General features: G+C 76.1%; 18 protein-coding genes and 1 pseudogene. 4 read left to right on the forward strand and 15 right to left on the reverse strand.

What is annotated here, in order from left to right:
• Nucleotides 1-157: 157 nt before the first annotated feature.
• Nucleotides 158-1,042, forward strand: coding sequence for a S1 family peptidase (locus ACH5AR_RS09850; protein ID WP_396300854.1), 885 nt, complete (start codon nucleotides 158-160; stop codon nucleotides 1,040-1,042).
• Between the two features lie 81 nt (nucleotides 1,043-1,123).
• On the opposite strand, the gene ACH5AR_RS09855 is transcribed toward ACH5AR_RS09850, so the two are convergent.
• Complete coding sequence (locus ACH5AR_RS09855; protein ID WP_396300855.1) at nucleotides 1,124-4,312, reverse strand: bifunctional cytochrome P450/NADPH--P450 reductase; 3,189 nt, start codon at nucleotides 4,310-4,312, stop codon at nucleotides 1,124-1,126.
• Between the two features lie 157 nt (nucleotides 4,313-4,469).
• Between ACH5AR_RS09855 and ACH5AR_RS09860 the strand changes: the two genes are divergently transcribed.
• Nucleotides 4,470-5,132 (forward strand): helix-turn-helix transcriptional regulator, encoded by a 663-nt coding sequence (locus ACH5AR_RS09860; protein ID WP_396300856.1) that lies wholly within the window; start codon nucleotides 4,470-4,472, stop codon nucleotides 5,130-5,132.
• Between the two features lie 253 nt (nucleotides 5,133-5,385).
• Here ACH5AR_RS09860 and ACH5AR_RS09865 read toward each other — a convergent pair whose 3' ends face one another.
• The 11 genes and pseudogenes from ACH5AR_RS09865 to ACH5AR_RS09915 form a co-directional block, all read right to left on the reverse strand.
• A complete protein-coding gene (locus ACH5AR_RS09865) occupies nucleotides 5,386-5,988 on the reverse strand; it encodes an SAM-dependent methyltransferase (RefSeq protein WP_396300857.1) in 603 nt (200 codons plus the stop codon).
• Between the two features lie 45 nt (nucleotides 5,989-6,033).
• Entirely contained in the window at nucleotides 6,034-7,359 is a 1,326-nt protein-coding gene (locus ACH5AR_RS09870; protein WP_396300858.1) for an aldehyde dehydrogenase family protein, read from the reverse strand.
• A 9-nt stretch (nucleotides 7,360-7,368) separates the two neighbouring features.
• Complete coding sequence (locus tag ACH5AR_RS09875) at nucleotides 7,369-8,748, reverse strand: carotenoid oxygenase family protein (protein ID WP_396300859.1); 1,380 nt, start codon at nucleotides 8,746-8,748, stop codon at nucleotides 7,369-7,371.
• Nucleotides 8,749-8,887: 139 nt separating this feature from the next.
• Nucleotides 8,888-9,721, reverse strand: a complete 834-nt coding sequence (locus tag ACH5AR_RS09880; protein ID WP_396300860.1) for an ADP-ribosyltransferase — start codon at nucleotides 9,719-9,721, stop codon at nucleotides 8,888-8,890.
• A gap of 133 nt (nucleotides 9,722-9,854) precedes the next feature.
• A pseudogene (locus ACH5AR_RS09885) lies at nucleotides 9,855-10,247 on the reverse strand (isochorismatase family protein); the annotation flags it as partial.
• A gap of 143 nt (nucleotides 10,248-10,390) precedes the next feature.
• Entirely contained in the window at nucleotides 10,391-10,999 is a 609-nt protein-coding gene (locus ACH5AR_RS09890; RefSeq protein ID WP_396300861.1) for a nucleotidyltransferase domain-containing protein, read from the reverse strand.
• Nucleotides 11,000-11,121: 122 nt separating this feature from the next.
• Nucleotides 11,122-11,679: a YciI family protein gene (locus tag ACH5AR_RS09895; RefSeq protein ID WP_396300862.1), complete on the reverse strand. Its 558-nt coding sequence runs from the start codon at nucleotides 11,677-11,679 to the stop codon at nucleotides 11,122-11,124.
• A gap of 100 nt (nucleotides 11,680-11,779) precedes the next feature.
• Nucleotides 11,780-12,511, reverse strand: a complete 732-nt coding sequence (locus ACH5AR_RS09900) for an SDR family NAD(P)-dependent oxidoreductase (protein WP_396300863.1) — start codon at nucleotides 12,509-12,511, stop codon at nucleotides 11,780-11,782.
• Nucleotides 12,512-12,648: 137 nt separating this feature from the next.
• Nucleotides 12,649-14,349, reverse strand: a complete 1,701-nt coding sequence (locus ACH5AR_RS09905) for a DUF4157 domain-containing protein (RefSeq protein WP_396300864.1) — start codon at nucleotides 14,347-14,349, stop codon at nucleotides 12,649-12,651.
• Between the two features lie 212 nt (nucleotides 14,350-14,561).
• The gene (locus ACH5AR_RS09910; protein ID WP_396300865.1) at nucleotides 14,562-15,191 is read right to left on the reverse strand and encodes a TOPRIM nucleotidyl transferase/hydrolase domain-containing protein; all 630 of its coding nucleotides are present in this window, start codon (nucleotides 15,189-15,191) and stop codon (nucleotides 14,562-14,564) included.
• A 74-nt stretch (nucleotides 15,192-15,265) separates the two neighbouring features.
• Nucleotides 15,266-15,988, reverse strand: coding sequence for a DUF4232 domain-containing protein (locus ACH5AR_RS09915; protein ID WP_396300866.1), 723 nt, complete (start codon nucleotides 15,986-15,988; stop codon nucleotides 15,266-15,268).
• Nucleotides 15,989-16,379: 391 nt separating this feature from the next.
• On the opposite strand from ACH5AR_RS09915, the gene ACH5AR_RS09920 reads away from it, so the two are divergent.
• The gene (locus ACH5AR_RS09920; RefSeq protein ID WP_396300867.1) at nucleotides 16,380-16,790 is read left to right on the forward strand and encodes a hypothetical protein; all 411 of its coding nucleotides are present in this window, start codon (nucleotides 16,380-16,382) and stop codon (nucleotides 16,788-16,790) included.
• A gap of 390 nt (nucleotides 16,791-17,180) precedes the next feature.
• Nucleotides 17,181-17,483, forward strand: a complete 303-nt coding sequence (locus tag ACH5AR_RS09925) for a hypothetical protein (RefSeq protein ID WP_396300868.1) — start codon at nucleotides 17,181-17,183, stop codon at nucleotides 17,481-17,483.
• A gap of 54 nt (nucleotides 17,484-17,537) precedes the next feature.
• Here ACH5AR_RS09925 and ACH5AR_RS09930 read toward each other — a convergent pair whose 3' ends face one another.
• Genes ACH5AR_RS09930 through ACH5AR_RS09940 form a run of 3 tightly spaced genes read right to left on the reverse strand, consistent with a single transcriptional unit; the run spans nucleotide 17,538 to nucleotide 19,083 of the window.
• Nucleotides 17,538-18,431, reverse strand: coding sequence for a hypothetical protein (locus ACH5AR_RS09930; RefSeq protein ID WP_396300869.1), 894 nt, complete (start codon nucleotides 18,429-18,431; stop codon nucleotides 17,538-17,540).
• Nucleotides 18,428-18,643, reverse strand: coding sequence for a hypothetical protein (locus ACH5AR_RS09935; RefSeq protein WP_396300870.1), 216 nt, complete (start codon nucleotides 18,641-18,643; stop codon nucleotides 18,428-18,430). Before ACH5AR_RS09935 ends, ACH5AR_RS09930 begins: the two co-directional genes overlap by 4 nt.
• Complete coding sequence (locus ACH5AR_RS09940; RefSeq protein ID WP_396300871.1) at nucleotides 18,640-19,083, reverse strand: DUF5947 family protein; 444 nt, start codon at nucleotides 19,081-19,083, stop codon at nucleotides 18,640-18,642. Before ACH5AR_RS09940 ends, ACH5AR_RS09935 begins: the two co-directional genes overlap by 4 nt.
• Nucleotides 19,084-19,111: the final 28 nt, after the last annotated feature.

The following is a 19,111-nucleotide window of genomic DNA, read 5'->3' on the forward strand; positions in this document are numbered from 1 at the left end:
TGTCCCGAACGGTCCGTTTCCTCATACTTCCGGTCAGCGCCGATCAGGAGCTGATCATCGCCGGGCTTCCGGAGAGCACCGGTCGGGGTCCGCCCACCGCCTGACCGCGCTTCACGGCCCCAACCCTCAGGGCCGTCTCCCCTTCGGAAGGAGATCGGTGAGGACCATGCGCACCATGCCCCGCACCCGCACCACGCGCCGCTTCCGCCTGCTCGCCGCGACGCTCGGCCTGCTGACCGCCACCGCGGTCGCCGCCCCCGGAGCCGCCGCCACACCCGTCGGCACCGCCCAGCCCGAACAGCTCGCGGCGGTCAGCGACGCGATCCTGAACGCCGAGATCGACGGCACCGCCTGGTACGTCGACGAGGCCGCCGGACGCGTCGTGGTGACCGCCGACAGCACCGTGACCCCGGCCTCGCTCGCCCGCCTGATGTCCGCCGCAGGCCCCGGCGCCGCCGCCGTCGACGTCCACCGGGTGCCCGGCACGTTCACCCCGCTGCTCGCCGCCGGCGACGCCATCTACGGCGGCCAGTACCGCTGCTCGCTCGGTTTCAACGTGGCCAGCGGCAGCACCCACTACTTCCTGACCGCCGGGCACTGCGGCAACGTCGCCCCCGACTGGTACACCGACGCCGCCCACAGCACCCGGATCGGACCGACCGTCAGCTCGACCTTCCCCGGCCACGACTACGCGCTGGTCCGCTACGACAACAGCGCCCTCAGCCACCCCGGCGGCTTCACCTCCGCCCCGGACGCCTACGTCGGGGAGTCGGTCAAGCGCACCGGCTCGACCACCGGCACCCACGGCGGCAGCGTCACCGGCCTCAACGCCACCGTGCGCTACACCGACGGCAGCACCGTCCGCGGCCTGATCCAGACCAACGTGTGCGCCGAGGCCGGCGACTCGGGCGGTCCGCTGTACGACGGCACCAAGGCGCTCGGCCTCACCTCGGGCGGCAGCGGCGACTGCACCTCCGGCGGGACGACCTTCTACCAGCCGGTCAACGCGGCGCTGTCCGCGTACCAGGTCAGCGTGTACTGAGCCGGCCGTACGGGCCGCCGGCCGCCGGCCCGCCGCACCGGGGGTGCGGCAGGCCGGCGGCCGTCAGCGGGGCGGCCCCGGTCAGCCCGCGTACACGTCCTCGACGTACCGCCCCGCCTCGATCAGCCCCTGCAACCAGGCCTGCGCCCGCTGCTCGTCGGCGCCCGCCGTCCGCTCGGCGTACAGCGCCCGGAAGGCCGCCCGCACGCCGGGCGCCATCCGGGCGCCGTCCCCGCAGACGTACACCTCGGCGCCCGCGTCGAGCAGCTCCCAGACCTCGGCCGCCTCGGCGGCGATCCGGTCCTGCACGTAGCGCCGCCCGTCCTGCGGCCGCTCGCTGAAGGCGGGCCGCAGCGAGACCGCGCCGGCCCGCTCGGCCTCCTCCAGCTCGTCCCGGTGCAGGTAGTCCGCGTCCGCGGCGTCGCAGCCGAAGTAGAGCAGCGCCGGGGCGAGGGCGGCCCCCTCGGCGAGCAGCGCCCGGCGGTCGGCGACGGCGCCCCGGAAGGGCGCCAGGCCGGTGCCGGCCGCGATCATGACCACCGGCGTGCGGTGGCCGATCCGGAACGCCTCCCGGCAGGGCTGGACCCGGGCCAGCACCGTGTCGCCGACGGCCACCCGGTCGAGGTAGCCGGAGCCGGTGCCCCGGAAGTCCCCGCGGCCCGATCGGGCCGGCCCGCTGAGCACCGAGACCATCAGCTCCACCCGGCCCGGGTCGCCGGCCGGCGAGGTGGAGATCGAGTAGTGCCTCGGCCGGATCGGCGGCAGCAGCTCCAGCAGCACCGGCCAGCTGAGCCGCTCCCGCAGCGCCGGGTGGTCCTCGACCAGGTCCAGCAGGGTGCGCGGGTCGTCCGCGGGCAGGGCCCGCAGCGCGGCCTGCTCGGGCGGGCAGGGGTTGAGCGCGGCCAGCGCGGCGCGCTGCTCGGGGCTCGGGCGGTCCTGGAGCTCCACGTGGCGGGTGAGCAGTTCGCGCACCGTCAGCGGGCGGTCGAAGGCCGGCCCGGTGCGCCGGTGCGCCACGACGGACAGCACCGTGTCGAGGTCGGCGCCGAACAGCTTGGCGGCGCGCTCGACCAGCTCCGGGGCGTTGGCCGGGAGCACGGTGAGGTGGTCGGCGGTGCGGTAGCCGGTGCCCTCCGGCAGGGCCAGCCGGACCAGCCGCTTGACCCGGTGGTAGCCGGGGTCGGTCAGGGTCCCGACGGCGGTGACGGTGAGCTCCGCCATGTCGTGCCGGGCGGCCAGCGCGGCCAGCGGGCCGCCGGTCACCTCGGTCACCGAGTAGGCCGCCGGGGGCTGCTCCCCGGCGGGGGCCCCGGCGTCCCCGTGCCGCGCCAGCAGGGCCTCGCACAGCGCCTCGGTGAACTGCCGTACGGTGCCCGCCAGATCGCCGGAGGCGTCGGCCTCGGCGCGGGGCAGCAGCCGGGTGCCGCCGAGCGCGGCGAGCCGGTCGTCGATCAGCGCCGGGACGCGCTGGTACGTCGCGGCGTACGTGCGGTCGCCGATGCCGAGCACCGCGTACGCGACGCCCTCGGCCGCGCCCTGCGCGCGCTCCTCCCGGAGCCGGCGGACGAACAGCGCCGCGTCGTCGGTCGGCTGCCCGTTGTACGAGGCCGCGGTGATCACCACCGGCCGGTCGGTGGGCAGCCCGTCCGCGTAGGCGTCCAGCGGCGCGACCGCCGTCTCGCAGCCGAGGTCGGCGGCGGCCTCCGCGAGCCGGCGGGTGAGCTCCCGGCAGGCGCCGTAGTTCGAGCCGTGCAGGAGCAGCAGGCCCGTCCCGCGGCGGACCCGCCGGGGGCGATCGTCGGCCGTCGGGGCCGCCGTGGCGGCGCTGGTGGCAGCGGGGGCGGCGGGGGCTGCGGCGCGCCGGACGGGCGTGCGCCGGGCGAGGCCGAGGGTGAAGCCGTCGGGCTTGATGGTCAGCGTCTGCTTGATGGCCAGCCGGTAGTCGGCGTGGTCGATCAGCCGGTAGCGGTGGACCAGCATGCCGAGCAGCATCACGGCCTCGTGCAGCGCGAACTGCCGCCCGATGCAGGCGCGTTCACCGGTGCCGAAGGGCTTGAAGGCGTGCGGCGAGCGGGCCTGCTCGTCCTCGGGGTCGAAGCGGGAGGGGTCGAACAGCTCCGGGTTGTCGCCCCACGCCGGGTCGCGGTGCAGCATCGGCGTGGAGACGAAGACCGTCTCCCCCGCGCGCAGCGGGATGCGGCCGCCGAGCAGGGTGTCCTCACGGGCCTCCCGGCTGAACGCGGGCGCCGTCGGCCACAGCCGCAGCGCCTCGTTGAGCACCTGGCGGGTGTGGCGCAGCCGTCCGACGTCCTCGTAGCTGGGCTCCGGGTCCGGCTCGGCGCCCCAGAGCTCGTCCACCTCGCGCTGCACCCGGCGCAGCACGGTCGGGTGCTTGGTCAGGTAGTACAACGCGAAGGAGAGCGCGCCCGAGGTGGTCTCGTGGCCCGCGATCAGGAAGGTGATCACCTGGTTGCGGATGTTCTCGGCGTCCAGCCGGGTGCCGTCCGAGGGGCGGACGGCACCGAGCATCAGGCCGAGCAGGTCCTCGGCCGGGCCCTGGACGTCCTCCGCGGCGCGGGCGGCGATCACCTCGTCCACCACGGCGGCCAGGTAGTCGGCGTCGCTCTGGAAGGCGGCGTCGCGCTCGCGGTGGTCGCCGTCCGGGTCGCGGGTGAACTTGGTCATCGCCCACTCCAGGCAGCGCACCATCGCGTCGACGAAGGGGTGCGGCTCCTCGCGCGTGAAGGAGCCGAAGTCGAAGCCGAAGCCGGCCAGTCCGATGGTGTCCAGGGTCATCCGGGTCATGTCGCCGGGTACGTCCACCGGCAGTCCGGCCGCCTCCCGGCGGTCCCAGGACTCGACCAGCCGGCGGGCCACCCGCAGCATCACCGGGTGGTAGGTGCGCATCGAGCCGAGCGCGAAGGCGGGCATCAGGATCTCGTGTGCCCGCGCCCAGTTGGGCTCGTCGTTGTAGGCGGTGAACAGGCCGTCGCCGGCGAACCGGCGGACGTTCTCCAGGGCCGGGCCGATCGACTTGGTGAACCGGGTCTCGTCGGCCAGCTCCTCCACCAGCTCCAGGCTGCTGACGACCATCAGGTCCCGGCCGTGCGTCCGCTGGACGAACGCCGGGCCGTGGGCTCTGGCCAGCTCCATGGTGCGCAGGACCGGCACGGTGCCCGACGGGGCGGACGAGATGTCCACCACGGGGACGGCGCCCGCGGCCCCGCCCGCCCGCTCGTCCTCGGTCCTGCTCTCCACGGTCTCGGTCATCGGTGTTCCCCTCCCACGGCGGAATGCTTGCGGCCTCCACTGTGCGCCCACCGGGCCGGGCAGCGGAGCGCGATCACTACATGATTGTGTAGTACCCGGGTCGGTGCCGGGCTTGCCCACGGACCGTCAGCACTGGCCCCGGGGAGGAGGACCACGGATGCGGACCACCGAGGGCTGCGGGCCCGAGCCGGGCAGCCGCCTGGACGCGGCGGTGATCTGGCGCAACCGGGCGCTGCGGCTGCTGGACCACGTGCCGCTGCCCATCGCGGTGTGCGAGTTCGGCGGCGGGATCCTGATCGTCAACCGCGCGATGGCGGCCGAATTCGGCTGCCTCCCGGGCCAGTTGCGCAAACGGAAGATCCTGGAGTTCTTCACCCTGCGGGACAGCGGCACCCTGGAGGCGCTCACCGAGGCCGTCCGGCTGCACCGCCGCTCGCAGTACCCGGCCCGGGTGTCCTGGACGCCCGCCGGCGGCTGCGAACGGCACGGGGTGATGACCGTCGAGCTGGTCGGCGACACCCCGGATCAGACCCCGTGGCTGCTGCTGTCGCTCCGGGCGGCGGACCCCGCGCACGAGGCCCCGCCGCCGGGCCCGCGGGTCGAGGTCAGCCCGGTCGAGGCCCGGATCCTCGCCGCGGCGGCCCGCGGCGACACCACCGCGCAGATCGCCCGGGAGATCGGCGTCACCGCGGACGGGGTCAACTACCACCTGGCCCGGCTCACCCGCCGCTGGCGGGTGCCGAACCGCACCGCCCTGGTCGCCCGGGCCTACGCCACCGGCGTCCTGGCCCCGGACAGCTGGCCGCCCCGGCCGGCCTGAGCCCCCCCGTCGGGCCTGGGCCCACCCCGGGTCCGGCGCGGGGGTCAGCGCTCGGCGCGCCGCTCCGCCTCGATGAAGGCCGTCGTGGCGGACGGGTCCGGCGGCGGACGCCCGTAGGCCTCCCCGAGCCGGACCAGCGTGGTGACCTCCGCCGTCCAGCCGTGCCCGTCCAGCCACGCGTCGGTCGCCGGGCCGAGCCCGCCGCGCCACAGGCCGGTCAGGTGGGCGGGAGTGGGCTCGTCCGGCGTACGGCTCAGGTCCCGGCCCTGCTCCAGCAGGAGGCGGCTGCCCGGGCGGCCGGCCAGGCCACCGCCGTGAGCAGCCCGGCCGCCTCCTCGGCGGTGAGGTGGACCAGCAGCCCCTCGGCGAGCCAGACCGGGCGCCGCGCCGGGTCGAAGCCCGCGGCGACCAGCCCGTCGGGCCGGCCCGGCTCCAGCAGGTCGGCGGGCAGGACGGTGCGCCCGGCGCGCGGGACGGCGCCGAGCCCGTCCAGCACCTGTGCCTTGAAGGCCGACACCGGGTCGAGGTCGAGCTCGAACACCCTGGTCCCGGCCGGCCGGTCCAGCCGGTGGGCGCGGGCGTCCGGGCCGGCCGCCGGCAGCACCACCTGGTCGGCGCCGGCCGCGAGCAGCCGCTCGTCGTAGAAGCGGGTGCGCAGGACGCCGTGGGCGGCGAGGGCCCTGGCCAGGCCGCTCGCCGGCCCGCCGGACGGCAGGTCGAGGCCCGCGGCGGCGACGAACGCGGCGGCGTACGGGTCGGCGAACAGCGGGTCGGGGCGGGAGCTCTCGTAGGCGCGCACCCGGGCGACGGCCAGGGCGGTGCGGGAGAGGGGGCCGAGCGGCTGCGGGGTCGTCATGCCCGGCCCTCTACGCCGCGCGCCCCGGCCGCCCGTTGCGCCTCCTCAGCCCAGCGGGACGTCCAGGACGGCGCGGCGGTGGCTGAAGGTGTCGAGCGACCAGCGGCCGTGGTAGCGGCCGAAGCCGCTCTCGCCCACGCCGCCGAACGGGAGCTCCAGGATGCCCGGGTGGGCCAGCGGGAGGCCGAAGTTCAGGCCGCCGGAGGCGGTCTCCTCGGCCAGGCGGCGGCGCGCCTCGGCGTCCTCGGTGAAGGCGTAGAGCGCCAGGGGGTGCTCCCCGTCGTTGACGAAGGCGATCGCCTCGCCGACGTCGGCGACCTCGACGATCGGCAGGACGGGGCCGAAGATCTCCTCCTGCATGGCCGGGGCGTCCGGCTTCACCTCGGCCAGCAGGGTCGGCGCGATGTAGCGGTCGGCGCGGTCGTGCTGCCCGCCGAAGACGGTGCGCCCCGAGTCCAGGAGGGCGGCGACCCGGTCGAAGTGCCGCTCGTTGACGAGGCGTCCGTACGCGGGCGAGCGGGCCGGGTCCGGGCCGAACAGGGCGGTGACGGCCCGGGCCAGCGCACCCTCCAGCGCCTCGGCCGTGTCCGGGTCGGTCAGCAGGTAGTCCGGGGCCACGCAGGTCTGCCCGGCGTTGACGAACTTGGCGCGGGCCACCCGGTCGGCGACCACGTCGAGGTCGACGCCCCGGTCCACGAACACCGGTGACTTGCCGCCCAGTTCGAGGGTGACGGGGGTCAGGTGCTCGGCGGCGGCCCGCAGCACCGCCCGGCCGTGGCCGGCACCCCCGGTGTAGAGGATGTGGTCGAAGCGCTCGGCCAGCAGCGCGGCGGTCGTCCCGCCGTCCCCCTCCACCACGGTGACCGCCTGCGGGTCGACGTACCGGGGCAGCAGCCTGGCGAGCAGGGCCGAGCAGGCGGGCGCCAGTTCGCTCGGCTTGGTGAGCACCGTGTTGCCGGCGGCGATCGCGCCCACCAGCGGCACCAGCACCAGCTGCACCGGGTAGTTCCAGGGCGCGATCACCAGGACCGTCCCGAGCGGGTCGTGGCGGGTGTGGGCCGTCGAGCCCGGGGGCAGCCGGGTGAGCGCGGCGGCGGGCACCGGCTCGGGGTGCAGCCACTGTTCCAGGTGCCGCAGGGTGTGGTCGATCTCCCGTACGGTGAAGTCGACTTCGAGGGCCTCCGCCTCGGCGCGCGGCTTGCGCAGGTCGGCGTGGAGCGCGGCGGTGATCTCCTCGCGGTTCTCGGTCATCAGGGCGCGCAGCCCGGTCAGCTGCCCGGTGCGCCAGGCGAGCGGCCTGGTCCGGCCGGTGCGGAAGGTCGCGCGCAGCCGGGCGACGGCCTCGGCCGGGGTCGGTGACGTGGTGGTCATGGATGCCTCTCAGAGGGGGTCGGGGATCCAGCTGCCGTGGAAGCCCGCCGGTACCCGCACCGGCAGGTGCACGGTGGCGAGCGGGGCGCCGGTGAAGTCCTCCGCGGAGAGGACGACCAGGTCGCTCGCGCCCCGCTCGGGGTCGTGGACGTAGACCAGCAGGTAGCCGTCGTCCTCGGCGCGGGCGCCCTGCCGCGGGACGAAGGCGGCCTCGCCGGCGTAGCGGCCGGCGCCGAACCGCCGTACGGTGCTGGACTGCCGGGTCAGGTCGTGCTTGATCAGGGCGTCGCCGGCGGCCTCCGGGGGCAGCGCGTCGAGGGAGTCGGCGGCGGCGAGGTGGCGCAGCAGGTCGGTGGCCACGGTGGCGTACCCGTAGCGGTGGGCGGCGCCGACGACCGCCGGGCTGACCGCCGGGAACTCCTGCGGGCGGTCGTCCAGACGGCTCTCGGTGACCCTGCCGGTGACGGTGTCCACGCTCCAGCGGTCCAGGGTGGGGCTGCTCTGGCCGTGCAGCGCGCCGTCCACGAACATCCTCGGGTAGCGCACCACGTCGACGACGACCCGGGGGCCGTCCTCGTGGGCGTTGAGCGCGTGGAAGACGAAGCACGGCTCGACCTCGTACCAGGCGACCTCGCTCCCGGTGCGGGGCAGCAGCCCGATCCGCGCGCCGCGGGCGCCGTCCCAGCGGGCCGGATACGTCCTGCGGGCGAGGTTGTCGGCGGTGCCGACCCGCGCGGCGAGGTCGAAGACGACGGCGAAGTTCCGGGTCAGCGCCATGTCGTGGACCACCGGCCGGTGCGGGACGGGGATGTCCACGCAGCGCACGACGGCGCCCTGCGGGGAGACCACCAGGTGCCGCAGCCGCTCGCAGTCGTCCCGCTGCCAGGTGATCGCGTGCAGTTCGCCGCTGACCGGGTCGAGCTTGGGGTGGGCGGCGAACCCGCCGGGCAGCGTGCCGCAGAAGTCGTCGGCGCCCACCGTCTCGATCTCGTAAGAGAGCCGGTACGGGCGGAAGCCGCCCTCGACCAGCGCGAGGGTGCGGTCGGCGTGCCCGATGACGTGGGTGTTGGGCGCCACGTCGGCGATCCGCGGCGCGGCGCCGGGGCGCGGCCGCTCGCCGAGGGCCTCGGCCACGGCGGCGCTGCGGACCAGCCGGTTGCGGTACCAGCGGGCCCGCCCGTCGAGCAGCCGCACCCCGTGCACCATGGCGTACCCGGCGAACAGGTGCCGCGGCCTGGGGTCCTCCGCCCGCATCCCGTTCGGCCCGTTGCGCAGGTACCGGCCGTTGAGCTCCGGCGGGAGGGTGCCGGTGACGGGCAGGTCGAAGGCGGTGACTTCCTCCTCCACCGGCGCGTAGGCACCGGTGAACGGGTTGGTGACGGTGGACACCGTGGACTCCCTCAGGCCGCTTCCGACTGCCGCCGCGCCCCGGCGCGGCACACCCGGCTCAACGACCCGCCCCCGCTCGGGTGACGGCCGGACGGCGAGCCGGGCGGTGCGGCCCGGCTCGCCGTCGCGGGGGGCGCGCTCAGTGCAGCCAGGGCCGGTAGTTCGGGTTGTCCACGCAGCCGGACTCGACCAGCGAGGCGGTGGCCCGGTCGACCGGGCAGGCCCGGCGGATGAAGTGCCGGTCCACCCCGCCGGGGAACGCGACCTCCACCTGGTCGGCGTACTGGTGCTGGTCCCCGATGGTCGCGTTGACCTCGATGCCGCCCGGGGCGTCGATGAAGTAGTCCCAGGGCACCTTCTTCCACTTCTTGTACAGCTCGGGGTCGTAGGTGGTGCTCACGTACGGCGAGGGCTGGTTCTGCAGGACGTAGCTGGTGATGTCGTACTGCCCGCCGACGGTGTCCTTCGGGGCGAAGCCCTGTTCGAAGATGACGGACGGGTCGCGGCCGTCCGAGCGGTAGACCGGGCGGCAGTCCTTGCGCCAGTGCGGCGCGGGGGTGATGCGCGGTACGTCCACCCGGCGGTCCACGGCGGCGTACAGCGGGTCCGGGCCCGCCGGGATGCTCTCGAAGGAGGTGGCGGGAAGGGTGACGGAGGGGCGGGCGGCACAGTCGTCGGCGCGCAGTTCGGCCTCGTCGGCGAAGTCGATCCGGCGCCCGTCCAGGACGATGGCGACGGCGCCGGTGCCGAGTTCGCGGACGATGACGCCGTCGCACTGGGGGCCGCTCCAGAGCCCTTGCCCGCTGGGGTCGAGGCAGCGGAACGGGGCGGCGCCGGTCGTCCCGGCGGTTGTCCCGGCCGCTGTCCCGACGGTTGTCCCGGCCGAGGCGGCGGCCGGGTCGCCGGGGGCGAGCGCGACGGAGCAGGCGAGGGCGACGGCACCGGCGGCCGTGCGGATGCGGAAGTCGATCATGCCAGTCAGCCTGGCCGCCCACCGGCCGCGCGGTGTCGCAACTCACCCGGTCGAGGGCGCGTCGGCCCCATCGGTGGACGCCCGCCCGTGCGGGGGCGGACGCGCCCGCGCCTCGCCCCGGCCCTCCCCGCGGTCAGCCGACGACGACCGGCGTGCCCGTCGACTCGACGTCCGCGTCACCCAGTTCGATGACGGCGCGGTCCGTGGTGCCGGGGGCGACACCGGCCGTGTAGTCGACCAGCACCCGGACGGCGAAGCCGGCCCGCACCCCGTCGAGCGCGGTGGCCTTCACGCAGTGGTCGGTGGCGATGCCGACCACGTCCAGCTCGGTGGCCTCCCGGGCGCGCAGCCAGTCCGCGAGGGCGGTGCCGTCCGCGGTGACGCCCTCGAAGCCGCTCTTGGAGGCGGAGTGCGCGCCCTTGTAGAACACCTCGTCCACCGTCCGCGCGGCCGTGGGGGCGAACCCGGGGTGGAACTCGCCACCCTCGGTGCCGACGACGCAGTGCACCGGGAAGGAGTCCTGGAAGAACACCCCGTCAGGGCCCTCCCGTGCTCCCCCGCAGCAGCCGCGCATCCCGAACGTCTCCACCCCGTCGGGTGACCGGCGGCCGCTTGAACGCAGCATCCGAACAGCGCCATCATCGAAGGCCGTCACCCGGCCCTGCGGCGCTACAGGGCCGCGAGCCAGGCGTGCCCCGGGTGGACGCGGGCGAGCAGTCCGGCGAGGGCCGCTCGCCGGGGCGGGGCCAGGTGCGGGACGGTCGCCTCGAAGTCCGCCTGGTCCTTGGGGCGGGGCTGCTTGGCCTTGAACAGCAGGACCAGCTCGGGCACCAGGTACGGGATGCCGTCCCGGGTGCGGTGGATGATCTCGGCGTACGGGAGCCGGATCCGCTCGTCCCGGCGGCAGATCCAGGTGTCGCCGTCGTGCGGTTCGCGGAACACGTCGAGCAGGTAGGCGCCGGTGGCCGGGTCGCGCAGCCAGGTCTGGTGGACGGCGGCCAGCACCTCGGGGGCGGCGTCCTGCCAGCTCCGGCCGCTGCCGGCCGCGTCGAAGACGTACTCGGGGAAGCGCTCGCGGACCTCGGGGAAGCCCGCGGCCGGGACGGCGATCTCCAGGTCCCCGTGCGCACGCGTCGGCCCGCCCCGGAACAGGTCCAGTGCCCAGCCCGCGGCCACGTACCACGGCGTGCCGATCCCGGCCAGGCGCCGCGCGACCTCGTCCGGCGTCCAGCAGGACGACCACCGGGCCGGGAGGGCGTCGACCTCCTCCGGGGACAACAGGTGCCCGCCGCCGGGCAGTTGTCCTCCCGCCGGCGCGCGTGGGGGTCCGGGTGGGACACGGGGGCGGTGCCGAGCGGTCCGCAGGACCTCGGTGTCGACTCCGGCCCGGCGCCGCCTCGTCATGCCGGCCGACCGCCGAACTGCCACCGGTGCACCTCGACGGCGGCGTACCCGGCCGGGCCCAGGACGGCGCGTGCCGCCTCCCGGTCCGACGCCCGGACCAGCGCCGCCGCACCGAGCCGGGTGGCGCCGTCGTCGGACAGCAGCGGCCCGTAGGCGATCAGCTCCTCCCGGTCGGCCACCGCGGCGGGGGCCGGGCCGGCGTCCTGCGCCGGGCCGAGGCCGAGCACCAGGTAGCGGTTGCCGCCGCTCTCGCCGCCGGGGAAGTCCCACATGGTGCGGCCCAGCAGGTTGCGCCACCGCCGCAGCAGCACGTCCCGGTAGACGCCGGCCTGGTAGCCGGGCTCGTCGAAGGCGAACGCGCGGGCGGCGGCGGCGTCGGGCAGGTCGAGGATGTGCACGCTGCCCGTCGGGACGCCGCCGTCCTCGGTGAGGGTCGGGCCCCGGGCGATCATCTCCCCCGCGTACCGGTCCATGTAGGACCAGTGCTCCTCCAGCAGTTCCCGGCGCAGCCCCTCGGAGCCGGGCCGATCGCGGTGGTGGACGAAGAATTCCATGCCCACAGGATCCCCTCGCAGGGGCGACCGGGTCCAACGGGTTTCCACCCGCGGTTCCCGGGCCGGCGAAGGCGACGGGCCGTTCGCGGCCGACGGCCCGTCAGGCGACGCGCTCGCCGTCGTGGAAGACCCCGCCGCTGGGCCCGTCGGCCGGCAGGGTCGCCGCCCGGACGATCCACACGGCGCTCTCCGAGGCGGGCCGGTCCTCCTCGTCGGGCCCGAGCTCGGGGTGGGTGGCGACCCTCCCCGGGTCGACGGCGTTCACCAGGACGTTCGTGCCGCGGAACGTCGCCGCCAGGCTCGCGGTGAGGGCGTTGAGGGCGTACTTGGAGAACGAGTACGCCGGGGCGCCCACCTGCCGCGGGAGGTCGGCCCCGGCCGCGATCTGCCGGTACGCCCCGCTGGAGATGTTCACCACCCGGGCCGCCGGCGCCGCCCGGAGCAGCGGGGCCATGGCCTGGACGAGGGCCCACACCCCCACGAGGTTGACGTCCAGGGCGGTGCGGACGTAGGCGATGTCGGCGTCGAGCATGGACGGGGTGTCGAAGTCGGGCATGCAGCTGGCGTTGTTGACGAGGACGTCGAGGCGCCCGTGCTCGCGCCTGACGTGGTCGGCGATGCGCGCGAAGTCGTCGGTGTCGGCGAGGTCCAGCCGAAGGCCCTCGGCGCTGTGGCCCTCCGCGCGGAGCGCGGCCGCCTGCTCCTCGGCCTGGCCGCCGTGGCGGGCCGTGACGATGACGTGGTGGCCCTCCTCGGCCAGGGCCCGGGCGGTGGCGATTCCGAGCCCGAGGCTCCGGCCGGCGCCGGTGACGAGCGCGGTCCTGTCGGTCATGGCGGGCTCCTCGGGGTGGTCGGCGCTCCGGGCGGCACCGGATGGGCAGCATACGGTACGACCGTCGCACGTCACGGCCGACGGTGGTGACGGGTACCCGGGCACCGCGGGGCAGCGCAGCACCGCCGGGCGTCGCGTCAGGCGTCCCCTCCCGCCGCTCCCCCGCCCGCCAGGATGTCGGCGAAAACGATCACGGCCGCGCTCTCGCCGTACTTCGCCGACTGCTCCTGCCGGAAGTCGCCGCTGCGCACGAGGACCTTGCGGATGCGGATCTTCGTGCCGATGGGGAAGGTCATCTCCTGCTCGGACTGGTTGTTCCTGCCCAGCGACCTTCCCCGGTGGTCCTTCGGGAGGCTGAACTCCCAGACGATCTCCTTGCCCGCCACGTACGTGTGGGTCAACGGATCGCCGTACGTGGTCGACAGGATCGCCGGCCACTCGATGGTCTGGTCGACCGAGACGTAGCCGCCGTCCGGGTGGTTCTCCTGCTGCTTGAGGATGCCGCCGAACGAGGCGTACATGTGCCTGCTGTCGCCCCGCACCACCTTGCCGTCCTTGTTCGCGCCGGGCGTCGCGAAGTCGTCCCACACACCGTTGATCCGGGCGAAGATCTCGAAGGTGTCCGCGAGGTGCTTCCCGTCCCACGCCTGCGTGGTCTGCTCGTCCGCGTACCCCCGCGCGATGGCGACGCTGCGCCACACGTCGAGCACCTCGCGCTCCTTGGACGCGTAGGAGAAGCCGGGGGCGGCGATCTCGCCGGGGGCGAAGCCGACCTGGACGAGGGCCGCGAGGAGCGGGTTGATCCGGCGGTAGTCGGCACTGAGGTAGTTCTCGCCGAGGTCGAGGTCCTTCTGCTTCTGCTTGGCCGCGAGGACCGCCGGGTCCGACTCCGCGGCGCGGGCCGCCTCGTACTCCGCGCGGGACGCCTCCCGCCCCTCCACCGTCCCCCACGACGTGTCCTTGAGGGAGGCCCGGGGCTTCTTGCCGTCCGCGCCCGCGGAGATCAGGTAGGACCCGAAGGAGAAGCCGAGGATCGTGTGCCCCTCGACGTCCCCCTCGTCGGTGTGCTTGACGACCTGCGTGCCCTTCGCGAGGCCCGCCGCGAGGGTGCGCTGCACGGGCTCCGGTGCCGCACCCGCCCTCCCGGCCCCGGGGCCTGCCGAAGGCTGCGGGCCGGCTGAACGCTGCACGCCGGAGGCCGCCCCGGGGGCCGGACGGCTCATCACCGCACGGGCGTTGGCCTCGGCCTCGCGCTCGAAGCGGTCGGAGGGGTCGGAGACCTTCAGCCCGTTGCCGTGGTCGGTACCGCTGACCGGTCCCCGGCGCTGCTGGATGACGTGGGTGAGCTCGTGGGCGAGGGTGTGCGCGTCACCCCCGCCCGCGCCGATGACGACGTGGTTGCCGGAGGTGTAGGCACGCGCACCGAGCTCGGCGGCGGAGGCGTTCGCGGCGCTGCCGGTGTGGATGCGGACGTCGGAGAAGTCGGCGCCGAGGCGGGACTCCATGTCCGTACGGGTGGCCTGGTCCAGGGGCCGGCCGGGGCTGCGCACGACGTCGTGGACGGCGTCGTGGACGGCGGAGCGCTGGAGTGCGGCGGCCGCGGCACGCTGGACGGCGGGGGCCCGGAAGCCGCCGTGGCCGCAGCCGTCCCCGTGCCGGTGCCCCTCCTCGTCCGGTCCGTGGCCGGCCCGGCGCAGCATCTGGACGACCGCCGCGTTGCCGACGGTGCCCTGGAGGGCGAGCAGTCCGGACCGTGGGCGCCCGGCCTCGGCGGGCGCGCGCCTCGCCTCCCGACCGGCCTCGAACCCGGTGGCCTTCTCGTTCTCCCGCTCACGCATCGGGCTCCGCCCCTCCTGGGATCGTCGACGATGATCGATTCAACCCGACGGCCCGGGCGCGCGGAAGGTACGTGAGGGCAGGCGGACGGTCCTCGAGGGCAGAGGTCGGGGGCCCGGCGACGGTCTCCCGCGGCCCTTCCGTACAGGACGGCGGGGTGCGGACGGCGCGGTCCCGTCGGCACGGACCGGTGCCGGGGTGTCGAGCCGGCCCGTCACAGGTGCAGCAGGAGGCCCTCCAGGGGCGCGGGGAGCCGGTCAAGGTCGAGGGCCTCGGCCAGGAGGCGGCCGTAGCGGATCTTGCGCCCCTTCTTCGTGCCGAGGAAGCGCCGCATCCGCTGGTGCGGCGTCCGGTCCTGCTGGGCGGGCTGGCGTCCGAAGACCCGCCAGGCCGAAAGGTCGCCCTCGGCCCGGACGACCTCCTCGACCCGGGGCACGCCGAGCGCCCGGACCAGCTCGTCCTCCAGGTCCGCCGCGCAGACGAAGAACCCCTCGCCGGGCGCGCCGGCCCGTTCGAGGCCGCGCCGGTAGAAGCCCTGTTCGCCCTCGTCGCAGAGCCCGGCGAGGCGCAGGCCCAGGCCCTGCGGCCCGAGCAGGCCGACGTAGCGGCCGACGTTCATCGCCCCGCCCATCGGGACGACGCAGACCCCCTCGGCGGCCAGGTCCCGGCCGTGGCGGGCGGCCAGCGCCTCGACGGCCGCGAGGTCGCTCTGCCCTTCGACCAGTACCGCCGTCCGGACCTCCAGCCGGCCCGCCAGCTCACCGGCGAGCCCGCCCGCCGGTCCGCCGCCCTCCCCGGCCGCCCGCCCGAGGACCGCCTCCCGGAACACCCGCATCTCCACCATGGGGCGATTCTGCCCCCGCCCGGGCGGTGCGGCGCGGGATTTTCGCCGCCTGCCCGACGGACCTGCGGCCGGGGCTACTTGGGGGCGGCGGTCATCGACGCGACCGCCTCCGCCACGCCGGCCCGGTAGAGGCCCAGCTTCGGGTTGAGGACCCGGGCGCCGCTGGGGAGCGGGAAGTTGCGGGTGTTCGCGAGCGGCATGTTGGTGCCGTCCTGGTCGACCAGCACGTTGATCTCGTCGATGCCGGGGGCGGTGCCGGTGGTGGCGCCGCTCGGGTCGAGGTCGATCACCGCGTAGGCGGCCTGCCCGGCCGGGACGGTGAAGCGCGCGGTGCCGCTGGCGAGCACCGGCTTGATGTTCCCGCTCCGGTCCTGCGCGGTGGAGTTGCCCAGGTCGACGCCCGGGGTGGCGCTCAGGCTGCAGGCCTTCGCACCGTTGTTGCGCACCTCGATCACCCACTGGGTGGCGGCCCCGGCGCGGGCCGTCGCCTGGACCGCCAGGTTCTGGATGTCGCACGGGTGGGCGGCGGCGTCGGCGGCCGCGCCGGAGGGCGCCTTCGTCGCGGGCCGCGGGCTTCCTCCGGTGGTCGGCGCGCCCGCCGACGGGGCGGCGCCGGTCGGGCTGCCCGCCGTGGCGGCCGGGGCGGCGGGTGTGGCGGCGGCCGGGGCGGGCGCGGAGGACGCGCCCGCGATGGCCGGATCGGCGTTGTCGGGCCCGCAGGCGGTCAGCGTGAGACCCGCCCCGAGGGCGAGGACGGAGGCGGCGAACAGCGGGCTGCGGTGGCGGCGGACGGACACGGTGGCTCCCCGGTGACGGTTGCGGGCTGACTGCTCGGACATCCGACAGGACGGCGGGACGGCCGCGAACGGTGCCACCCGCAGCGTCACAATCGTCAGGACATGACAGCGACAGGACCGTGACACCGGATCAGCCGGAACCGGTTGACACCGCCCGCCCCCGGTGGTCCTTCACTCCGCCCCGCCAACCTCCGCCCCGCGAGCGGCGAATCGGCATGACGGCGCCCGGCACCCGCCGGCGACAGGCCATGTGATCGCCTACTGCGACACGGCGGTGACGATCCGTCCGCAACCGACCGGCGCTGCGGCGTGTCCTCACCAACGGCAGCGCCCGGATCGCGGGGTCCGCGCATCCGGGCACCACCACCACTCCCCTGAAAGGGGTGCACCCGTGATCGTCTCCCAGCGGAACGTCCTGCGCCTGGCCGCCGTCACCACCCTCAGCGTGCTCTCCCTCGGGCTGGCGGGCACCGCCTTCGCGGCCGCTCCCGCCGCCCGCCCCGCGTCCGCCCCGCAGCCCGCCGCCACGGCGGCCGCCATCACCGCCAAGCCCTCGGTCTCCTCCGTCCAGGCCTGGCAGCTGTTCCGGGTCACCGGCACGACCTCCGGCCTCCCGGCCGGCAGCACGGTGACGCTCCAGCAGAAGCAGCACGGCGCGTGGGTCACCCTGCCCGCCTCCGTCCGCACCACGGCCGGCGGTTCCTACTCCCTCGGCGTGAAGCTCGGGCTCACGGGCCCGAACGAGCTGCGCATCGTCAGCGGGGACGCCGCCTCCCCCGTCTTCACCGTCACCGTCCGCTGATCCCCGCCGACGCTCGGCGGCCCTGACGCGGGGCCGACCGGAAGGGGGGCGTGTGCCCGGGCACACGCCCCCCCTTTGCTGCGCGCGTTCACCGCGCGCGCCTGCGCCGTGCCCCCAGCCGCCGCCCGGGACTGCGGGTGAGGGCCCCCTACCCGGCCCGGCGGGGATGGCCGCCCGTCCGCGGGCCCGGAGGGCTGGCAGGCCGAGGGGGAGCCCGAGTTCGCGACCCACCGGACCTTCGGCGACGGCACCGTCCGGCCCGGCGACCGCTTCGGCACCCGCACCGCCCGGGCCGCCTCCCGAGCCGCAGCCCGTCACGGTGGCAGAGCGTGGCCGTCGGCAGGACCCTGGAAGCAGGGGCCGGCCGCGCACAGCCGAGGAGGCGGACCCGTGGGGTTCATCCAGATCATCGAGTACCGGACGCGTCGCATCGACGAGTTCAACGCCCTGCTCGCCGACTGGGTCGAGCGGAACGCGGGCCACCGGCTGGCGCTCCGCGCCGTGCAGTCCCGGGACCGCGAGGGCGACGACGTCTACCTGAACATCGTCGAGTTCCCCTCGTACGAGGACGCGATGCGCAACTCCGACCGCCCGGAGACCACGGAGTTCGCCGCCCGGGCGGCCACGCTCTGCGAGGGCCCGCCGGTGTTCCGCAACCTGGACGTGCTCGACGAGTGGTCGTTCCGGGACTGAACCCCCTGGCCGGCCGGGCCCAGGGGCGCTTCCGCCCCCTCCGGCCCGACGCGGTCACCCCCCTGGAGGGGTGGTCCCGGCGGCGTCGTACGGGGTGCCCAGGCCCTCCGGGGCGGTCCGCGGGTGGTCCTCCAGGGCGATCGGCGCGGACAGCACCACCCCGCTCCCGCCGTCCGGCCCGGCCAGCACCGGCCAGGTGCGCTCGTTGCGGCAGCGCTCGACGGCCGGGCGGGCCCAGTCGGGCGGGTCGGTGACGGACAGGAAGCGGCCGTGCTCCAGGCCGAGCAGCAGGTGCGCGGAGACCAGCGAGCGGGGCAGCGCCTGGTCGCGGGTGGCCCACCGGGGCGGCCGCCAGGCGGAGGTGTTCTCCACCTCCGCCGTCAGCCGCTGCACCCGGTACGGGCCCGCCGGCTCCTCGGCCCGCAGCCAGAGCAGGCCGTCCACCTGTTCGCGCCGCCGCACCACCCGGCCGACGACCGCCCCGCGCTCGTGGACCAGCCCGGTCTCGCCGACGCCCGGCAGCCGGAACGGCCGCTGCACCCCCGCACCGGCCAGCTCCTCGACGGGGACGACGATGTCGACGCGCTCCGCGACGCCCTCCTCGCCTTCGGCGAGGGCCCGGTCGGCCAGCTCCAGCCGCTCCACGGACTCGAACCCCGCGGCGGTGGCCTGCTCGACGGTGCGGCGCTGGACCCTCAGGAACCGCAGCTCCACGGCCAGCAGGTCCCCCGCGCGCGCCTCCATCAGGCACTCGGTGCGCTGGTGGGAGTGCTCGCCGCCCTGCGCGGTGTAGTCGGGCGGCACCAGGACGCCGGACCGCCAGCGCAGCCGGCTCCTGGCCGCCGGGGCGCCGTACGGGTGCAGCACGTGGCCCTCCGGCAGCACCGCGTCGGCGATCTGCCGGGCGGCCGCGAAGCCCCGCTCGATCCGCTCCGGGAGGCCGCTCACCGGGCCGCCTCCGCGGTCGCGGCCGCCGGGCTGACCGGGAACCCGCCGGGGCCGGCGGAGGCGGCGGCGGAGCAGAGCGGCAGCACCTCGTCGCGCTCCGGCACGTCGGAGCAGCGGGCCGGGGCCGTGGTCCGCCGCCGGAACGGCGGGGTCGGGTCGGCCGCGTACGGGTCGGCCCGCACGCCGGTGCAGCCGGAGCCGGGCGCCGTCACGCCGTCACCTCCGCGGGCAGCGGGCAGGCCCGGGCAGCCAACGGGGCGAGGAGCGCGTCGGGTTCGGCCCGCGCCGCGGCGCCGCCGGCCGGGCCGGGGTAGCAGGCCGGCAGCCGGTCCGGCGCGGCGGTGCACACCGGGAAGGCGGTGCCGGCCGGCAGGCCCGGCACCGCCCGGGCCCGCTCGTCCGGGGCGCCCGCCGGGCCGGCGAGGGAGCGGTCCGGCACGGTGCGGTAGCGGCCGCCGGCCGCGCCGGTCCGGTGCACCAGCAGGCCGCAGGCGGCGCAGGCCGGGGCGCGGCCCGCGACGTCCACCGGGTGGCGGTGGCCGGCCGGGCGGGCCCGGCCGCAGCAGGCGCACTGCTCGGGGCGCGGCGGCGCCGGTTCGCGCAGCCGGGGCAGCAGGGCGGTGCCGCCGCGGGATATCCGGCGGGTGCTCATCGGGCCTCCGCGGCCTGCGGCGGCCGGG

It is taken from the genome of Kitasatospora sp. NPDC018619 (assembly GCF_044391605.1).
Classification (GTDB): Bacteria; Actinomycetota; Actinomycetes; order Streptomycetales; family Streptomycetaceae; genus Kitasatospora.